The sequence below is a fragment of the Nocardia wallacei genome (genome assembly GCF_029868745.1).
In the GTDB taxonomy this organism is placed as follows: domain Bacteria; phylum Actinomycetota; class Actinomycetes; order Mycobacteriales; family Mycobacteriaceae; genus Nocardia; species Nocardia wallacei_B.
Window position 1 is genome coordinate 1 of the sequence record NZ_JARWOP010000366.1, and the last position, 16,089, is coordinate 16,089.

Consider the following 16,089-nt stretch of genomic DNA (forward strand, 5'->3'; position numbering starts at 1 on the left):
GCGACAGCGGGTCCGCGCGCTCGGCGCGTCCACGCCGACGCCCGCACCGGACGGAACCGCCTCGGACGGGGCCGCGGAGTCGTCCGCGCCCCGCCCGCGAGCACCCGCCGCGGTGGCGCGGGTTCTTTCGGGCAGCGGGCGTGCGGGCGCCGATCCGCTGCCCGGTTCGGCCCGCGCCGCCCTGCGCTCGGCGGGGGCGATCCTGGTTGCCGATCACGGGCGCGGCGTCACCGCGCATCCGGAACTTCGCGCCCTGCTCGCCCAGCGGGCCCGGCAGGTCCCGATCGCCTGGTCCCCGCATCCGTACGGGAGCACGCCGGTTCCCGGCGTGGCGCTGGCGACGCCGGACCGTTCCTATGCCGCGGCACTGGTCCCCGGCCCGTTCGATTCCGGCACTCGGGCGCGGGAACTGGTGCGGCGCTGGGAATCTCGTTCCGTCGCGGTGACGCTCGGCGCGCACGGCGCGGTGTTCTACCGGCACGGTGCGCGCGCGTACTTCCCGATTCCGGTGCCGCGACAGCTGTATGTGCACGGCAGCCCGGACGCGTACGGCGCGGGCGACATGTTCGCCGTCACGGCCGCGACGGCCCTGCACACCGGTCACGGCCTCGCCTACGCCGTGCGCCGCGCGGTCGAGTCCGCGGCCGAATTCGTCTGGGCCGGAGCCGTTTCCGGCACTCCCCCGGTACGTGATCTGCAACAGCACGCCTGAGCCGGGCCGGATTCTCGAAAACCACAGTGCGGCACAGTCTTTCAGCCCCGAACAGGACAGTTGCCCCGCCGGTCGGCCGGGCAACTGTCGTATGCGGCGGAAGACACCTGGGTCAGCGGTCACCCCGCTGGTAGGCGCGCTGGCGCTCCTCGTCGGCCTCCGCCTTGGCGCGCTCCTTCTCCGCCTGCGCCTCGCGCTTGGCGGCCTCACGCTGGGAGTCGGCCCGATCCTGCTGGGACCGCCCCTCCTCGCGCAGCTCGTTGTTGCCGAGCAGAGCGCCCGCGGTCTCCTTGGCCTTACCCTTGGCACCCTCGACGACGCCCTCGATGCCTTCCTGAGCGCCACCCTTGTCGTGTTCGGACATGACATTCACCTCCAGAATGTCGGTATCACTGACGTTTTCGGCCTACCCGGGCTCATCGGGACGAAACACGCTGCGCACCAGCGTGATTCATCCCACGATCAGCTCTCCGTATCGGACGGACCGGTCCGCCTGCGCTGCTGCCACGGATGCACCACCCAGACGACCACGAACAGCAGCGCGAACGCCGATCCCGCCGCCGTACCCGCGGGCAGTCCCGCCACCACGTCGAAGATCAGCATCGCGACGCCCGTCAACGCCAGACCGAGCAACGCCAGCCCCGCGATCGCGAACCGATGGGCCGAAGTCACCGCCCGCTCCAGCCGATGCCGCCGGAACAGGATGCGATGCGCCGACACCGGCGCCACCAGAAAGACCGTCGCAGCGACCGACGCCGCCACGGTGGCCAGGTGCAGCCACCGCATCGGCGTCGACAACAATTCCTCGAACCGGGACTGGAACGGCAGGGTCAGCAAGAAGCCGGTGAGCAGCTGCACCCCGGTCTGCACGACGCGGGTCTCCTGAATGAGCGTGGACCAGTTGCGATCCAGCCGCTGTGTGGGTGTTTCGTGCCGCGCCTGCCAGTCCCATGTCCCATCCCGTTCGGCCGGTGCGCTGCCCGCGGCACCGGCCGCGGTCACTCCGGTGCTCGCTTTCCGCGACCGCGGGACCGCGCCCGGCGGTTGTACCTCTCGATGGCCTCCACCAGCTGGTCCTTGGTCATCTTCCAGCGGCCGGAGATCTCCAGCCGCCCGGCGATGTCGAGCAGGTGCCGCTTGGAGGCATTGGCATCCACGCCCTCGGCCGTGCGGCCGGAGGCGTTCGGCCCGCCGCTCTCGGCGCGCTCGTCGGACGGGCCGCGGCGCTGTTTCGCCTCCCAGTGGTCGCCGACCTTCTCGTAGGAATGCTTGAGGGCGGCGTACGCCACCCGGTGCGCCCGCTGTTCGCTGCCGTATTCGCGCAGCGCGGAATCATGCGTCTCGGCAAAGATCCGCTGTGCGTGTTCGTCGGATTTGCGCAGCGTGCTGGGCAACTCGGTGGCCTTGGGCGCGCCGCGCTGATCGGTTTTCGGCATCATCGCCCCTTTCACTGATAGGACTGGCCGCGTCGCATTGTTCGCGTACCCGCACCACGGGCGGCCAATCGGCAATTCGCAGGTCCACCCGCCCGCGACGTTTCGGACCGCACCTCCCGGCTATCCGGACGCATGACTTCGATCTGGCTGCACAAGACCCGTCCCCCGGCGCATCCACCCCTCACCCCGGGCCGCCGCTTCGACGTCCTGGTGGTCGGCGGCGGCCTCACCGGCCTGACCACCGCGCTGCTGCTGGCCGAGCAGGGCGTGTCGGCCGCGGTGCTGGAGGCCCGCCGCCTCGGCGCGGTGACCACCGGGAACACCACCGGCAAGATCAGCCTGCTGCAAGGCACGCGCGCGAGTTCGATCGGCCGCAAGCACGGCATCGCCCTGCTGCACGACTACCTGACCGCCAATCGCGAGGCCCAGCAGTGGCTGCTGCGCTACTGCGAGGACCACGGCATCGCCGTGCAGCGCGAACCCGCGTACACCTACGTCCAGACCCCCGACGGCACCGACCTGATCCGCGCCGAACTGGACCTCACCCGCAAGGCCGGGCTGCCGACCACCTTCACGACCGACCTGGACGTGCCGTTCCCGAACCACGGCGCGGTGCGGCTGGACGACCAGGCGCAGCTCGACGCCATCGAGGTGATCGACGCGCTGGCCGCCGACCTGGACGCGCGCGGCGTGCCGATCTTCGAGGAGACCCGGGTCCAAGGCCGAGCCTCGGATTCCGGACCCGATCACGTCCTGCACACCGACCACGGCGATGTCGCCGCCGGCACCGTCGTACTGGCCACCGGCACACCGATTCTCGACCGCGGCGGCTTCTTCGCCCGCGTCACCGCGCAGCGTTCCTACGCCGCCGCATTCCGCGTCTCGGAGCCGATACCCCGCGGCATGTACCTCAGTGCCGACGACCCGACCCGCTCGGTGCGGTACGCGCCGACGCCGGAGGGCACCCTGCTGCTGGTGGGCGGCAGCGGCCACACCGTCGGCCGCACCCGTTCCGCCCGGGCGCACGCCGACGACGTGGTCGACTGGACCCGCACCTGGTTCCCCTCCGCCGAACCGCTGTACCGCTGGTCGGCCCAGGACTACCGCGCCGGCGCCCAGCTGCCCTACGCCGGTCCCATCCTGCCGGGCAACCATCGCATCCTGGTCGCCACCGGTTACGCCAAGTGGGGTCTGACCAACGCCGTCGCGGCCGCGCACGTGCTCACCGCCGGCGTGGTCGGCAAGCGCCCGTCGTGGGCGCACGCGTTCACCACCTGGAGTCCGCGTGAGCTGGCCGCGCTGCCCGCCCTGCTGCGCGACAACGGCGCTGTGGGAGCACAACTTTCGGCCGGCTGGGCCACCGCGCTGGCGTCGAAGAAGGACCAGCCGGGGCCGCCGCCGGAAGGCGCCGGCCGCGTCGAGCGCCGCGGGCTCACCCCCACCGCGGTCAGTACCGTCGACGGCCGGACCCGCAGCATCTCGGCGGTCTGCCCGCACCTGGGCGGCATCCTCGCCTGGAACGACGCCGAGCACACCTGGGACTGCCCGCTGCACGGCTCCCGCTTCGCCGCCGACGGCACCCTGCTCGAGGGCCCGGCCACGCACCCGGCGACCGGCGGCAACGATTAGCCGGAACCTCGCAGGGTAGGTCCCCACCATGGTCATGACCATCGAGCAGCTGTTGCGGACCCTCACCCGGGTCGTCAACACGCTGCTGGCAGCCGAGATCCCGTTCGCGGTCGCGGGCGGGTGTGCCGTGTATGCCCGCGGCGGACCGCCGTCGGACCACGATGTCGACATCTTCGTCAAGCCCCCCGACGTCGGCCGCGCCTGCCGGGCGCTCACCGAAGCGGGCCTGCGTACGGTCGATCCGGCCGAAGACTGGCTGACCAAGGCATACGATGGAGACACCCTGGTGGACTTGATCTTCCGGCCCAACTACCGCCCCGTCAACGACGCGCTGCTCGGCCGGACGACCTGGATGCGGATCGGTCCCACCGCAGCGCCCGTGGTCAGCGGCACCGATCTGATGGTCGACAAGCTCATGGTGCTCGATCCGCACCGACTGGATCTCACCGGACTGCTGCGCATCGCCCGCGGGCTGCGCGAGCAGGTGGACTGGCCGCGGGTCCGGGAGGAGACCGAGATGTCACCGTACGCGCGGGCATTCCTCGGCCTGCTGGACGACCTGGGCGTCAGCAACAAAGGAGACATGATGACCGATCCGGACAGTGACATGTTGCCGCAATACCTCGTGGCGAACCTGCGCCGCGCTTTCGCCGAGGACCCGCGCACCGCGGAACTCGGTGTGCAGGTGACGATTCGAGGCGACGTGGTGGTACTCAGCGGAGAAGTCGCCAGCGCACAGTGCCGCGAGCACCTGCGGGAGGTCGTCCACGAGCACGTCCCGAAACTCCGGGTGCACAACGATGTTCGCGTCACCAGTCACGCGGCCCCGACCGGTCGCGAGCAGCTGGACTGAAAACTCTTCGGCCACAGGAGGTTCACCATGCGCATAGCCGCGGTAGGCGACGTCCATCTCGGTACGGACTCGGCCGGGCTGCTCCGCCCGGCCTTGGACGAACTTCCCCGCTGCGCCGACGTGCTGCTGCTCGCCGGGGACCTCACCCGGCACGGCACCCTCGACGAGGCCCGGGTCGTCGCCGAGGAATTCCAGGATGTGGGCGTCCCGGTGATCGCGGTGCTCGGCAACCACGACCATCACAGCGATGCCCAGCGCGAGATCGGCACGCTCCTCACCGAGCACGGCATCAGCGTGCTCGAGGGCACCGCCGCGACCGTCACCATCGACGGGCACACCCTGGGGGTAGCGGGCACCAAGGGCTTCGGCGGCGGCTTCGCGGGCAAGTGCGCCAGTGTCTTCGGCGAACGCATCATGCGCGAGTTCGCCTCGCACACTGTCGATCTCGCCGATTCGCTGCGGGTGGCACTGCGCGGGCTCGACACCGATGTGACGGTGGCGCTCACGCACTACTCCCCCGTCAGCGACACGCTGCACGGCGAGCCGCGCGAGATCTACCCGTTCCTCGGCTCGTATCTGCTCGGGGAGGCGATCGACGAGGGCGGCGTGGACCTGGCGCTGCACGGCCACGCGCACGCCGGGTGCGAGAGCGGCACCACGCCGGGCGGCGTCCGGGTGCGCAATGTCGCCCAGCCGGTCATCCACGCCGCCTTCGCGGTCTACGAACTGACCGTGCCCGGCGACGAGACTCCCGCATCGCGGTTCACGACCGAAGCCGCGGGCGCCCGGTCCTGACGCCGTGCGGCGTCACTCCTCCGAGACCGCCGCGACGACCTTCCCGGCTTCCGGATTGTCCAGTGCGCGTGCCACATCGGCCTGCGCGACGATGCCTACCAAGCGGTCGCCGTCGAGCACCGGCACGCGGCGCACCTGGCGCTCGGCCATCACCGCGCACACCGCGGACACGTCGTCGTCGGCGCGGACCACGATCGGTGTGCCCTCGGCGAGTTCACCGGCGTCCACCCCGAGCGGATCCTTGCGCCGGGCGATCACCTTCACCACGATGTCGCGGTCGGTCAGCATGCCCTTCAGCCGGCCGTCCTCGCCGCAGATCGGCAGCGCACCGACATCCAGATCGGCCATCATGCGGGCCGCCTCGGTCACGGTGTCGCTGGACCGGACGCATTGCACGTCCGGCGTCATGAGGTCGCGTGCGGTGGTCATCGGAACCTCCTAGCCTCGAGTGGACCTCGTCTTCGTTCCCCGCCTACCCGGCCTGCACCCACGTACACCATCCGAACGGTTTCATCCCGCGGTCGCCGGGCACCCGGCCGATATGAGCGCTCCCGCCGAACCACCCGTAGCGCCGCTGAACGTGCTGGTCTGGCACGTCCACGGACCTTGGACGACCTCCTTCGTACAAGGTCCGCACCGCTATCTGCTGCCGACGGACCCCGCGCTGGGCGAATGGGCGCTGGGCCGCGGCGGGCGAGCGTGGCCGGATCGCGTGGTCGAGGTCGCGCCGGCGGATCTCGCCGCCGCCGAGGTCGATGTCGTCGTGCTCCAGCGCCCCGGCGAGTTCGACCTGGCGCGGGAGTGGCTCGGGCGGGCGCCGGGCACCGAGATCCCCGCGGTCTACGTCGAGCACAACACACCCGCCGAGCACGCCGCGCTCTCCCGCCACCCGCTCGCCGATCGCACCGACATCCCCTTGGTGCACATCACCCACTTCAATCGGCTGATGTGGGACAACGGCCGCTGCCCGATCGAGGTGATCCCGCACGGCGTACCCGACCCCGGACATCTGTACACCGGGGAATTGGCGCGAGTGGCCACGATCGTCAACGAGCCGGTACGACGCCGGCGCATCGCCGGAACGGATCTGCTCGCCCCGCTGTCCGCCGCGGCGCCGGTCGACGTCTTCGGTGCCGGCACCGATGATGCGGGCGCGGCGGCGGGCCAGCCGACCGGCCGGGTGTGCGGCCTGGGCGAGCTGGAACAGCCTGCGCTGCACCGGGAATTGGGGCGGCACCGCGTGTACGCGCACACCGCGCGCTGGACCTCGCTGGGCGTGTCGGTGATCGAGGCGATGTACCTCGGCATGCCCATCGTGGCCGTCGGCACCACCGAGACCGCCACGGCCATTCCCGCGGACGCCGGCGTGGTGTCCACCGATCCCGACATCCTCGCCGAGGCGATCCGCCAGTTCCTCGCCGAACCGGTCTTCGCCGAGATCACCGGCAAATCCGCGCGGCAGTGGGCACAGGCCAATTTCGGAATCGATGAATTCGTCCGCCGCTGGGATCGACTGCTGTCCGGCCTGGCCGGCGACCGCACCACCCTCGCACAGGAAGGACAGCGCTGATGTCCCACATTCCGAAAGAACCGACCGGTGCCACCTTTTCCGACGCGCCCGGATCCGGCCGCCGACGCCGCTACTCCCCCGACACCAAGCGCACCAGTCGTTCCCGTGCCGGCGAGTCGGTCGCCGACGCCCGCAACTGGCCGGGTCTGGCCCTGCTGGGCATCGGGCTCGTCGCGCTGGCGGCCACGCTCACCGCCGCGGGTTACGGCTTCGGCGGCTGGGCCGTGGTGGGAGCGGTGGTCACCGCGGTCTGCCTGGTTGCGGGCGTCGCCCTGGTCGCCGCGGAGCACCGCCGCGTCCGTGCCCGCGCGGGCGACCAGCTTCGCGATCCCGGCGGCCATTGACGCTGCGCTACAGCGCTTTTCGCCTCGACGCCGCTCGAACAGACGCGGACCGCCGGTGGTTCCCGCGGTCCGCGTCGTCGTGCCGGCTCAGCACTTCGCGAGCGCCGCCCGCACCTCGGTCAGGTGTTCTTCCACGAGGGGCGTGGCCTGCTCCGCCACCCCACGCACGTCCGGCGCCCCGCCCGCCGCGAGCTCCTGCTGTCCGTTCTGCAAGGCGGCGAGGTGGCCCTGCTCCTGCATCCGCAACCACGCGATGTCGAAATCGCGGCCGGTCCGCGGAGCGGTGTCCGCGAGCGATTGCGTCTGAGCGGAATTCGGCAGCGCCGGGAGCGCCACACCGTTGCGCGCGGCCGTCGCGGTCACCATCTGGTCGAGTCGCATATGGTCGGCGACCAGGGCGGGCGCCAGTTCCCGCACGGCGGGGCACGACGACATCGCGGTGGCGCGCCCGCCTGCGGCGATCTCGGTCAGATGACTCTGATGCGCCGCGATCAGAAAGTCTCGGTCCGGTTGCGCCAGCGCGGCTTCCGCGTGCGCCGCTCCCGCGGCGCCGAAGCCGGCGGCCAGCACCGACACTCCCGCGATCAGGGCTCGTCGCAGCGTTGGCATGCTACCTCCTTGTGTCGAAACGGGTTCCCCCGCTTCGCGATTGCCCAGGATCGTCGCCGATACGCGCGGCTCGCCGGGAAAAATTCGGTGAATTCGCCCGGCCGCGGGCGGGTTCCGGGTAGGTCCGCAAATACTTGGAACCGGACACCAAGATCGGCACGACCACCTCGCACGCGGACCCGCCGGGCGTCATCGCCGCTATCCAGCTCGCGTATAGCAGGCCGGTAAACTCCGTCACAAAGTTGCGAATTTTCCATCCAACTGATGACGCGGCAACGAATAGCAACTACTCAGCACTCGAAATGCGCTCTGCGAGTGTGTATTCGATGTTGCAGATGTACTTGCATATGCTCGCTACACCGACTTAGACTCGACGTGCAAGGCAGTACAGGGGACTACCAGTGAGCCGTCAGGTGAACCGGAGGTCAATTCTCACCATCGGTTCAGCTCACGGCCGGGCGTCAGGGGCTCGAATGAACCAGCCAATGGGTCTCGGCCGACTCGGACTTATCGATAGAGGCCGGGCCGAGGAACATAACTACTCGCGGGAAACCGCGACACGATTCGTCATCAACGCGGTCGAGTCCACCGGGGCGGCCACGCGTGACGACTTCGATATCGACCGCATCGTCGCCACCGCGCACGCACAGGTGAACGATTGGGATTTCCACTCGATGCACCCGGAAGCGTTCTGGCGTATCGCTTCCAGTTTCATCCGGCAGTGACGGTACAGCCGCCTCGTCTACAGCGAGGCGGCCGCTTCCTTCATCACGACGCGCGACCGGGCCGGCGCCTCGGCCTGCACGCTCAGCCGGTCCATGACCTGCCGATAGAGTTCCAGGTCCTGCGCCCGATCCAGGTATAAGGCGCTGGTCAGCTGCTCCATGTAGATGATGTCGGGCAATTCCGGCTCGGCGAACCGGAGCATGGTGAACGAACTGCCCGCCGCCGCATGGCCTCCGGCGGCATACGGCAGGATCTGAATCGTCACGTTCGGGCGGTTCGACACCTCGATCAGATGCTCGATCTGCGCCCGCAGCACCTCGTTACCGCCGATCGGCCGGTGCAGGACGGCCTCGTCCAGCACCGCCCACAGGGTGGGCCCGCCGCGCCGATCGAGGATCTGCTGGCGACGCTTGCGCAACTCCACGCGCCGCGCCGTCTCGGAGTTCTCGTGGCCGAGCGCGACGACCGCGCGCATGTACTCCTCGGTCTGCAACAGACCCGGAACCAGTTGGCCCTCGAAGGTTCTGATCGACTTGGCCGCGTGTTCGAGGCCGAGGTAGGTCTCGAACCAGGGTGGCAGCAGGTCGCTGTAACGATGCCACCAGCCCGGCTGATTCGCGTTGCGCACCAGCTCGAGGAACATCTCGCGCTGGTCGGGATCGTCGACGCCGTAGAGCGACAGCAGATCCCGAATATCGCGTTCCTTGAACCCGGTTCGCCCGAGTTCCAAGCGGCTGATCTTGGCGTGCGAGCCACGAATGTGCTCGCCCGCGGCCTCACGGGTGATATTGGCATCCTCGCGGAGTCGGCGGAGCTGCCCACCGACCGCGATCCGCAGCGCGGTCGGACCACGGTCGGCGACAAGCGATTCCGCGTGGCCGATCCGGACGGGTTGACCGATCATGAGTCCTACTCCGATGCTCGACGATCATCGGCAGTGAGGTCACAACCAACCCGTCGCAGACCGCACCGCGCCGGTTGCCAATGTTACCGCTCAGCTCGCCAGGTCGTCGAATTCCCCACTCTTCGCGCCGCCCAGGAACGCATCGATTTCCGGGCGCGTATAGACCAGAACTGCGCCTTCGGGGTCCCGTGAATTGCGAACGGCGACCAGACCGTTCGCGAGATCGGCCACTTCGACGCAGTTTCCGCTCGGGTTGCTGAACGTGCTCTTGCGCCAACTCAGATCGGATGGGCGACCAACGCCCATCGCCGTCGTATCGGTCATTGCTGTCTCCCTGCTCGGTGTCGCTGACTCCGCCGCCAGGTGCGGCGGGGTCGGTGTTTGCATATGTTCGCGCAAATGTTCTTACAGTTGAAACCGACACTCAGACGATAGCACGCCAGTTGCCGACGATCGAGACTTTGCGACGGACCCGAACAGCAAGAGCGGCAAGGACTTTGATCTTGACCCGTCGACCGGTGCGGATATGCGGTGAACTGCGGAAATCATTGTTCCGACCGGTCGGTTATGCCCGAAATCGATCACCGGGAATGCGCTCGCGAGACCAGTGGCCCGTGGTATGCGGACCGGGGAAGAAAGGCCCTCGACACAGCGAGCCGACTGTGCAGATGTACTTGCATCTGTCTGTCGCAGCCGCATAGACTTCCTCTCGACGAGGATGGCCCGGACCGCGCCGGATCGTGTGGAAGCCCCGCGCCAGCATCGCCAGCGTCGCCAGTTCTACCCTCCGCGAACGGCCGAAGGCATCCCATGACTCACACGTTGCAGCATTCCGCTACCCGGAGTTCCGCCGCGGGCGCCGATCTCTCCGACGACTGCGCCGACGAACCCCACAACCTCACCTATCGCCGCGCCCGCACGATTCTGCGCGCACACGATCGCCATGTCGGGTGCCGGCAGTGGGTCGCGGCGGCGGCATACCTCTCCGCCGGCCTGGACGACGAGTAGCGTCAAGGCTGCTGAACGTCAATTCCGCGCGCGGGCAACGCTTCCGTGCGGATTCCGGCTCAGGCCGGGTATCTACCATGGAGTAGAGGACTGTAGTCGCGCGGAACGAGTTCATCATGATCGTCCATGCCGCAAACGAATTCATCCTGGCGCAGGTAACCAACCCGACGCCGGAGACGCCGCCGGCCGCCGACAAGATCTTGAAGCTGGTCCGGTACTTCACCTGGTTCGTGCTGCTGTCCGGAACCACGGCGATCATCTATGCCGGTGGCAGATTCGCCTGGGAGAAATGGAACGGCGGCGCGCTGCAATCGCCGAAGATGGTGGCCGGCGCCTTGATCGGCGGTGTGCTGGCCACCAGCGCCGGCACCATCATGAATACGGTCATCGGGACGTGACCGACTGCGCGGTCAGGACCGTACGGCGGTGACCAGGCTGACCAGAGTCGACACCAGCCCGTCGGCCGGCTGCAGACCGGGCACCGGACGTCCGTTGGCGCGCAGGTAATCCGGGACGTCGACGCGCTCGGCGGTCCAGCCGCGCGCACCGAACCAACCGGCCGCCTCGCTGCGCTGTTCGTTGTAGATCAGTCGGATCCACTCGTTGCGGCCGTGCTCGGTCTCGTCGGAGTGCTCGGTGAACGCGGCGGCGGCCGACTCGGACAGCGGGTCCATCTGCTCGACGGCGACCCGGCTGCCGGGCGCGCTGAGCGAATGAATGGTGTCGAACAGCTGTTCCGTCGCATCAGCGGGCAGATAGACGAGCAGTCCCTCGACCAGCCAGGCCGTAGGCGTCGAGGGGTCGAACCCGTTGGCGCGCAGCGCCTGTGGCCAATCGTCGCGCAGGTCCACCGCGACCTCGCGGCGCTCGGCCCGCGGTTCGTCGCCGTTACCCGCGAGCACCTCGCGCTTGAAGTCCAGCACGGGCGGCCGGTCCAGTTCGTACACGACGGTGCCGTCGGGCCAGGGCAGCCGGTAGGCGCGGGCGTCCAGACCCGCGGCCACGATCACGACCTGCCGGATACCGGCCGCGCCGGCCGTACGGGAGTAGTCGTCGAAATATTTGGTGCGGGCGGCCTGGAATTCCTGGAAATCCTTGCCGAACTCGGTCTCGGTGAGCGGGTGTCCGGGCACGTCGCCGTCGAGCAGCGCCGACCACTCGGCACCCGCGGCACGCAGGAAGTCCTCGGCGAAGGGATCCTCCGCCAAGGCTCCCGGCTCGTCACCCGCCAGGGCGCGCGCGGCGGCCACGAACAGCGCCGTCGAACCGACACCGGTCTTGATGTCCCACGTATCTCCCTCGGTACGCATGGTCGACAACCTACCCGGCGACGGCCCCGCCGGCATCCGGACGCCACACTCCACCACTGACAAGGCCCTCCAATACCGCTACACCCCAGCCCCTTTCGCCCCGCACCAGGCCATATGCCGTGCGGCAATGGGTTTCCGGCCGACTCACGCCCTCACTGGAGCGGCGTCCCGGCGCGCGAACGGACGGCCGAGGGTGATGCGGCGCAGGATCCACTCGGCGGGGCCGTAGCGGAAACGGCGGAGCCACAGGGCGCTCAGGGCCAGTTGGGCGCAGAAGACCGTGACGGCGATCGCGACCAGGCCCGCCGGGGAGACCGAACCCGCTGCGCCCAAGCCGATTCCGGTGAACAACAGCAGGCCGACGACGGATTGGGCCAGGTAGTTGGTCAGGGCGATGCGGCCCGCCGGTGCCAGTGCGCCGCGCAGCCAGGCGGTCCGGGGGTGATGCATCAGCCGCAGTAGCGTCGCCACGTACGCCGCGGACAGCAGGGGCGCGCTGGCGATGCCCGCCGCTGCCGCAAGGGTATTCGACGGACCGCCGCCCCAGGCGTAGACCAGCCCACCGGCCAGGCCGAGCGGGAAACCGAACCACTGCATCCGGCGCAGCATCGTCTCGTCGCCGCGAACGCGGGCCAGCAGTCCGCGCCGACCGGCGACCATGCCGAGCAGGAACATCGCCAGCGCGGTCGGGCCCTGCAACGAGAGTGCCTGCACCACCAGCAGACTCAGGCCCGACAGATGCTGACCGAGGATGTCGCCCCAGCCGCCCAGCATCGCCGCGGTCTGCTCGGCGGCGGTGGCCCGGGCCTGTTCGGCGGCCGGGAAGAACGACGCGGTGTCGACGAACAGACCGGCGGCGATGGTGGACACCAGCACGACGGCATAGATCCAGCCCGCTGTCTGCAGCGCCGTCCGGTCCCGAATACCCCGCAGCCACAACAGGAACAGGCAGGCCACGGCGTAGGTGGTGAGGATGTCGCCGCCGTAGAGGAACACGGTGTGCAGCACCCCGAACACGAACAGACCGGCGATGCGGCGCAGCATGCGCGGCACGAAGGCCGCCTCGGCCCGTTCGGCGGCGTCCATCTGCAAGGTGAAGCTATAGCCGAACAGGAACGAGAACAGCAGGTAGAACTTCATGCTCACCAGCGCTTCGAGTCCCATCCGCACGGCGTCGTCCAGCACGCCGGAGTAGGCCGGATCGGTGACGAGATTGCCGGGATAGGCCGAGGCCATGAACGTGATATTGACGAGGAAGATGCCGAGCAACGCGAATCCGCGCAGCGCGTCGACATCGTGAATGCGCTGGTGGGGCATGTTTTCCCTCCCCGGCGACCACAGTCGCGAGAGTTAATATCCAATAGATACTTTCTGATGGATACTATCTTGAGGACACGATCGGTGCCAGGATGGATTCATGCCAGGAGGTGAAGAACCGAGCGAGTCCGACGCCGCGGCCGTCCCCGCCGAGCTGGCGCGGCTGTGGCGGTTGCCCGTCCCGCACCGGCAGGGCCGTCCGCCCACGCTGGATGTGGAGACCGTCGTCGCGGCCGCGATCGAGCTGGCCGATCGGCAGGGGCTCGCCGCGGTGACGCTCGAAAAGGTCGCGCGGGCACTGGGTTTCACCAAGATGGCGCTCTACCGCCACGTCGGCTCGAAGGATCGTCTGCTGGAGCTGATGGCGGACCGGGCCGTCGGCGCGCCCCCGGACATCCATCATCCGCCCCGGCACTGGCGGGCCGCGCTCACCGAGTGCGCGCTCGCCCTGCGCGAATGCTATGCCCGGCGCGGCTGGCTGCTGCACGTGCCGCTCAGCGGACCGCCGCGCGGCCCCCACTCGATCGGCTGGGTCGACGTACAGTTGCGCGCGCTGCGCGGCACGACACTGGCCGAGGTCACCAAGCTGGCCCTGCTGATGCCGCTCGACGGCTATGTCCGCCAGGCCTGCCTCCAGGAGCAGCAGATGCGCGCCGGACGCGGCGAACGCGACCAGGCCGCGGTCGAATTCGAATACGGCGCCACACTCGCCCGGCTGGTCGACCCGGACCGCTACCCGTACGCCGCGAAACTATTTGCCGCAGCGCCCTTTCCGGAACCCGCCGCGCCGGGCCGGGACATCGCCGCCGAGGACTTCCGCTTCGGCCTGGACGTCGTCCTCGACGGTATCGCGGCGGCGCTGGCCCGCGCTCAGGACGAGGGCGGCATGATCGGCGGGGCGAACACGTCCTCGAGCGGGGTCGGCCCGGTATAGCGCCGGCACGTGCAGGTGGCCCACTCGCGCATGCCGTAGCCGTTCTTGCGGAAGGTCTCGGCGTGGCAGGTGCCGGACTCGCGGTCGTGCATGGCCAGGTCGTGGCCGCAACCGCAGAGCACGGAATGCTTGCGCTCCGCCCGGGTCCGCCGCCCGCCGAGACGACCACAGGCCCAGCCGACACCGACCAGACCGGCGCCCACGATGAGACTGAGAGGATCGAACATGGGCCTAGTATACGTATACATATAGCCCCGCATCGCCCGGAACCGTGACTCGACCGGGGAATCAGCCACCCAAGAGGTCGGCCAAGGGGGCGAACCGGTTCGGATCCGCGGCGACCACAGCGGGGAAGCGCTCCGCGATCGCCGCCGACAATGCCTTTCGCACCTCGCCGCGCAACTCGGTCCCGGCCGGAGTGAGCACGATCCGGGTGATTCGACGGTCCTGCGCGTCGGGTTCGCGTGCCAGCAGACCGCGCCGCTGCAAACGGTCGACCACGCCGGTCACGTTGGTCTTGTCGCAGCCCAGCAGCGTCGCCAGCTCGCCGAACGACGGATGATGCCGGTCCAGCAGGCAGAGCACCTGCGTTTGCTGGCTGGTGAGTTCGAACCGCCGCGCGATCTCGGCGTACAGCGCCGCGGTCTCGCGATGCAGTGTCATCACCGCCGTCATCAGATCGGTTCTCGCGCCGCTCACGCCGGTCAGTGTAGTACATCGACAGTTGACATCATCGACCAATTGGTCGAGCATCTCGACTATCCATGATCTCTTATTACGGAGGGTGTATGACAGTCGCACTGGTGACCGGGGGCTCGCGTGGCATCGGCCGGGCCATTTCCCGGCGACTCGCCGCGGACGGCGCGGACGTCGTGATCAACTATCGCGAGAATGCCGCGGCCGCGGCCGAAGTGGTGAGCGAGGTGCGGGCAGCGGGCGGCCGAGCGGTGGCCGCGCCGGGCGACGCGGCCGACCCCGAGCAGCTCCGACAGCTGTTCGACACCGCGGAGCAGCACTTCGGCGGGCTGGACGTCCTGGTCGCCAATGCCGGTATCGCGCGGTTCGCACCGCTCGCGGACGCGCCCGACGCGGACTTCGATCTGCTGTTCACCGTCAACGCCCGCGGCACGTTCCTGGCGATGCGCGAGGCGGCCCGCCGGCTCCGCGACGGGGGCCGAGTGGTCGTGATCTCGAGTGGCACCACGGTCACCGCGCGGCCCGGCGCCGCGCTCTACTCGGCGAGCAAGGCGGCGACCGAACAGCTGGTCCGCATCGCCGCCGTCGAACTCGGCGAGCGCGGCATCACCGTCAACAGTGTCCTGCCCGGCGCCACCCGCACCGACGCCCTGCTCGCCAACGTCGACGACGACCGGCTCGCGCAACTGGCCGCGCAGACGCCGCTGCGGCGGATCGGCGAACCCGCCGACATCGCCGCCGTGGTCGGCTTCCTCGCCTCCCCCGACGGCGCCTGGATCACCGGCCAGCAACTGCGCGCGGGCGGCGGATCGTTCTGACGACACAGACCCGAGGGGTACGGGTGGATTCAGCGGGTAGTCGCTGCGTGAGGAGGTGGTTCGGATGGTCGACGATGTCGAGAAGCGGTGGCACGACCCCGGGATGTACCGCCGGGCCGCCGGATATGTGGCGACCGTCCTCGTCGTGACGGCGCTGGTCTGCGTGGCCGTCGTGCAGTGGGCCGCGCGCCGCGAACCGTGCGCCGACGCGGACACGGCCTTCTGCGATACCACCGCGCGCGGAACCATGATCGCCGCACCCGGCATCGTGCTGGTGCTCGGGACGCTCGGCGCGTTCGTGCAGACCTACCGGGTGTGGAAACGACACCGGGCCTGGCCGATCTGGCAGGGCGCCGGGTGGTTCCTCATGACGGTGACACTCGTCTTCCTGGGCATCGGCGCGAGCACGATCGGCCGTTGATCCGGTG

Annotated in this window: 23 protein-coding genes; 12 read left to right on the plus strand and 11 right to left on the minus strand. The window is 69.3% G+C overall.

Translation table 11 applies throughout. The annotated features are described in order from the left end of the window. The coding region (locus QH470_RS34090; protein WP_280276506.1) for a PfkB family carbohydrate kinase at nt 1-712 on the plus strand (712 nt) is incomplete at its 5' end. Nucleotides 713-824: 112 nt separating this feature from the next. Here QH470_RS34090 and mbp1 read toward each other — a convergent pair. The 3 genes from mbp1 to QH470_RS34105 all read right to left on the minus strand — a co-directional run bounded on the left by mbp1 (nt 825) and on the right by QH470_RS34105 (nt 2,148). Beyond that, complete coding sequence (gene mbp1 / locus QH470_RS34095) at nt 825-1,076, minus strand: microaggregate-binding protein 1 (protein ID WP_280276549.1); 252 nt, start codon at nt 1,074-1,076, stop codon at nt 825-827. 98 nt (nt 1,077-1,174) lie between these two features. Beyond that, nucleotides 1,175-1,714, minus strand: a complete 540-nt coding sequence (locus QH470_RS34100; RefSeq protein WP_280276507.1) for a DUF6328 family protein — start codon at nt 1,712-1,714, stop codon at nt 1,175-1,177. Continuing rightward, nucleotides 1,711-2,148, minus strand: coding sequence for a ChaB family protein (locus tag QH470_RS34105; protein WP_280276508.1), 438 nt, complete (start codon nt 2,146-2,148; stop codon nt 1,711-1,713). Before QH470_RS34105 ends, QH470_RS34100 begins: the two co-directional genes overlap by 4 nt. Before the next feature lie 132 nt (nt 2,149-2,280). Here QH470_RS34105 and QH470_RS34110 point away from each other — a divergent pair, with 132 nt between their 5' ends. The 3 genes from QH470_RS34110 to QH470_RS34120 are packed head-to-tail and all read left to right on the plus strand — an operon-like array spanning nt 2,281 to nt 5,425. Then, complete coding sequence (locus tag QH470_RS34110; protein WP_280276509.1) at nt 2,281-3,777, plus strand: FAD-dependent oxidoreductase; 1,497 nt, start codon at nt 2,281-2,283, stop codon at nt 3,775-3,777. Nucleotides 3,778-3,811: 34 nt separating this feature from the next. Continuing rightward, nucleotides 3,812-4,630, plus strand: a complete 819-nt coding sequence (locus QH470_RS34115; RefSeq protein ID WP_280276550.1) for a BON domain-containing protein — start codon at nt 3,812-3,814, stop codon at nt 4,628-4,630. Between the two features lie 27 nt (nt 4,631-4,657). Continuing rightward, complete coding sequence (locus QH470_RS34120) at nt 4,658-5,425, plus strand: metallophosphoesterase family protein (RefSeq protein ID WP_280276510.1); 768 nt, start codon at nt 4,658-4,660, stop codon at nt 5,423-5,425. Nucleotides 5,426-5,437: 12 nt separating this feature from the next. On the opposite strand, the gene QH470_RS34125 is transcribed toward QH470_RS34120, so the two are convergent. Further along, nucleotides 5,438-5,854 (minus strand): CBS domain-containing protein, encoded by a 417-nt coding sequence (locus tag QH470_RS34125; protein WP_280276511.1) that lies wholly within the window; start codon nt 5,852-5,854, stop codon nt 5,438-5,440. Nucleotides 5,855-5,966: 112 nt separating this feature from the next. Here QH470_RS34125 and QH470_RS34130 point away from each other — a divergent pair, with 112 nt between their 5' ends. Then, a complete protein-coding gene (locus QH470_RS34130) occupies nt 5,967-6,995 on the plus strand; it encodes a glycosyltransferase (protein WP_280276512.1) in 1,029 nt (342 codons plus the stop codon). Beyond that, on the plus strand, nt 6,995-7,339 hold the full coding sequence (locus QH470_RS34135; protein WP_280276513.1) for a hypothetical protein: 345 nt from the start codon (nt 6,995-6,997) through the stop codon (nt 7,337-7,339). The genes QH470_RS34130 and QH470_RS34135 overlap by 1 nt, the downstream gene beginning before the upstream one ends. A gap of 87 nt (nt 7,340-7,426) precedes the next feature. Here QH470_RS34135 and QH470_RS34140 read toward each other — a convergent pair whose 3' ends face one another. Continuing rightward, on the minus strand, nt 7,427-7,948 hold the full coding sequence (locus QH470_RS34140; protein WP_280276514.1) for a DUF4142 domain-containing protein: 522 nt from the start codon (nt 7,946-7,948) through the stop codon (nt 7,427-7,429). A 473-nt stretch (nt 7,949-8,421) separates the two neighbouring features. Between QH470_RS34140 and QH470_RS34145 the strand changes: the two genes are divergently transcribed. After that, nucleotides 8,422-8,673 (plus strand): hypothetical protein, encoded by a 252-nt coding sequence (locus tag QH470_RS34145; protein ID WP_280276515.1) that lies wholly within the window; start codon nt 8,422-8,424, stop codon nt 8,671-8,673. Between the two features lie 17 nt (nt 8,674-8,690). On the opposite strand, the gene QH470_RS34150 is transcribed toward QH470_RS34145, so the two are convergent. Both QH470_RS34150 and QH470_RS34155 read right to left on the minus strand, forming a co-directional pair. Beyond that, entirely contained in the window at nt 8,691-9,578 is an 888-nt protein-coding gene (locus tag QH470_RS34150; protein WP_280276516.1) for a helix-turn-helix domain-containing protein, read from the minus strand. 90 nt (nt 9,579-9,668) lie between these two features. Beyond that, the gene (locus QH470_RS34155) at nt 9,669-9,902 is read right to left on the minus strand and encodes a DUF397 domain-containing protein (RefSeq protein WP_280276517.1); all 234 of its coding nucleotides are present in this window, start codon (nt 9,900-9,902) and stop codon (nt 9,669-9,671) included. A 486-nt stretch (nt 9,903-10,388) separates the two neighbouring features. On the opposite strand from QH470_RS34155, the gene QH470_RS34160 reads away from it, so the two are divergent. Continuing rightward, nucleotides 10,389-10,586, plus strand: a complete 198-nt coding sequence (locus tag QH470_RS34160; protein WP_280276518.1) for a hypothetical protein — start codon at nt 10,389-10,391, stop codon at nt 10,584-10,586. A gap of 116 nt (nt 10,587-10,702) precedes the next feature. After that, entirely contained in the window at nt 10,703-10,984 is a 282-nt protein-coding gene (locus QH470_RS34165; protein ID WP_280276519.1) for a hypothetical protein, read from the plus strand. A 12-nt stretch (nt 10,985-10,996) separates the two neighbouring features. Here the strand turns inward: QH470_RS34165 and QH470_RS34170 are convergent, their stop codons facing one another. Further along, entirely contained in the window at nt 10,997-11,896 is a 900-nt protein-coding gene (locus tag QH470_RS34170; protein ID WP_280276520.1) for a class I SAM-dependent methyltransferase, read from the minus strand. 144 nt (nt 11,897-12,040) lie between these two features. Next, nucleotides 12,041-13,213, minus strand: coding sequence for a DUF418 domain-containing protein (locus QH470_RS34175; RefSeq protein WP_280276521.1), 1,173 nt, complete (start codon nt 13,211-13,213; stop codon nt 12,041-12,043). 100 nt (nt 13,214-13,313) lie between these two features. Between QH470_RS34175 and QH470_RS34180 the strand changes: the two genes are divergently transcribed. Next, complete coding sequence (locus QH470_RS34180) at nt 13,314-14,147, plus strand: TetR/AcrR family transcriptional regulator (RefSeq protein ID WP_280276522.1); 834 nt, start codon at nt 13,314-13,316, stop codon at nt 14,145-14,147. Here QH470_RS34180 and QH470_RS34185 read toward each other — a convergent pair. Both QH470_RS34185 and QH470_RS34190 read right to left on the minus strand, forming a co-directional pair. Beyond that, complete coding sequence (locus QH470_RS34185) at nt 14,084-14,374, minus strand: hypothetical protein (protein ID WP_280276523.1); 291 nt, start codon at nt 14,372-14,374, stop codon at nt 14,084-14,086. The genes QH470_RS34180 and QH470_RS34185 overlap by 64 nt on opposite strands. A gap of 61 nt (nt 14,375-14,435) precedes the next feature. Continuing rightward, nucleotides 14,436-14,846, minus strand: a complete 411-nt coding sequence (locus QH470_RS34190; RefSeq protein ID WP_280276524.1) for a MarR family winged helix-turn-helix transcriptional regulator — start codon at nt 14,844-14,846, stop codon at nt 14,436-14,438. A gap of 89 nt (nt 14,847-14,935) precedes the next feature. On the opposite strand from QH470_RS34190, the gene QH470_RS34195 reads away from it, so the two are divergent. Then, on the plus strand, nt 14,936-15,661 hold the full coding sequence (locus QH470_RS34195; RefSeq protein WP_280276525.1) for an SDR family oxidoreductase: 726 nt from the start codon (nt 14,936-14,938) through the stop codon (nt 15,659-15,661). A 64-nt stretch (nt 15,662-15,725) separates the two neighbouring features. After that, on the plus strand, nt 15,726-16,082 hold the full coding sequence (locus tag QH470_RS34200; protein WP_280276526.1) for a hypothetical protein: 357 nt from the start codon (nt 15,726-15,728) through the stop codon (nt 16,080-16,082). Nucleotides 16,083-16,089 lie beyond the last annotated feature (7 nt).

Excerpts from the sequence above, each read along its gene's own strand:
- QH470_RS34155 (WP_280276517.1), bottom strand. The coding sequence starts at position 9,902 with ATGACCGATACGACGGCGATGGGCGTTGGTCGCCCATCCGATCTGAGT.
- QH470_RS34135 (WP_280276513.1), top strand. The coding sequence starts at position 6,995 with ATGTCCCACATTCCGAAAGAACCGACCGGTGCCACCTTTTCCGACGCG.
- QH470_RS34175 (WP_280276521.1), bottom strand. The coding sequence starts at position 13,213 with ATGCCCCACCAGCGCATTCACGATGTCGACGCGCTGCGCGGATTCGCG.
- QH470_RS34105 (WP_280276508.1), bottom strand. The coding sequence starts at position 2,148 with ATGCCGAAAACCGATCAGCGCGGCGCGCCCAAGGCCACCGAGTTGCCC.
- QH470_RS34165 (WP_280276519.1), top strand. The coding sequence starts at position 10,703 with ATGATCGTCCATGCCGCAAACGAATTCATCCTGGCGCAGGTAACCAAC.
- mbp1 (WP_280276549.1), bottom strand. The coding sequence starts at position 1,076 with ATGTCCGAACACGACAAGGGTGGCGCTCAGGAAGGCATCGAGGGCGTC.
- QH470_RS34140 (WP_280276514.1), bottom strand. The coding sequence starts at position 7,948 with ATGCCAACGCTGCGACGAGCCCTGATCGCGGGAGTGTCGGTGCTGGCC.
- QH470_RS34110 (WP_280276509.1), top strand. The coding sequence starts at position 2,281 with ATGACTTCGATCTGGCTGCACAAGACCCGTCCCCCGGCGCATCCACCC.
- QH470_RS34115 (WP_280276550.1), top strand. The coding sequence starts at position 3,812 with ATGACCATCGAGCAGCTGTTGCGGACCCTCACCCGGGTCGTCAACACG.
- QH470_RS34200 (WP_280276526.1), top strand. The coding sequence starts at position 15,726 with ATGGTCGACGATGTCGAGAAGCGGTGGCACGACCCCGGGATGTACCGC.
- QH470_RS34180 (WP_280276522.1), top strand. The coding sequence starts at position 13,314 with ATGCCAGGAGGTGAAGAACCGAGCGAGTCCGACGCCGCGGCCGTCCCC.
- QH470_RS34125 (WP_280276511.1), bottom strand. The coding sequence starts at position 5,854 with ATGACCACCGCACGCGACCTCATGACGCCGGACGTGCAATGCGTCCGG.
- QH470_RS34120 (WP_280276510.1), top strand. The coding sequence starts at position 4,658 with ATGCGCATAGCCGCGGTAGGCGACGTCCATCTCGGTACGGACTCGGCC.
- QH470_RS34130 (WP_280276512.1), top strand. The coding sequence starts at position 5,967 with ATGAGCGCTCCCGCCGAACCACCCGTAGCGCCGCTGAACGTGCTGGTC.
- QH470_RS34195 (WP_280276525.1), top strand. The coding sequence starts at position 14,936 with ATGACAGTCGCACTGGTGACCGGGGGCTCGCGTGGCATCGGCCGGGCC.
- QH470_RS34145 (WP_280276515.1), top strand. The coding sequence starts at position 8,422 with ATGAACCAGCCAATGGGTCTCGGCCGACTCGGACTTATCGATAGAGGC.
- QH470_RS34150 (WP_280276516.1), bottom strand. The coding sequence starts at position 9,578 with ATGATCGGTCAACCCGTCCGGATCGGCCACGCGGAATCGCTTGTCGCC.
- QH470_RS34185 (WP_280276523.1), bottom strand. The coding sequence starts at position 14,374 with ATGTTCGATCCTCTCAGTCTCATCGTGGGCGCCGGTCTGGTCGGTGTC.
- QH470_RS34170 (WP_280276520.1), bottom strand. The coding sequence starts at position 11,896 with ATGCGTACCGAGGGAGATACGTGGGACATCAAGACCGGTGTCGGTTCG.
- QH470_RS34160 (WP_280276518.1), top strand. The coding sequence starts at position 10,389 with ATGACTCACACGTTGCAGCATTCCGCTACCCGGAGTTCCGCCGCGGGC.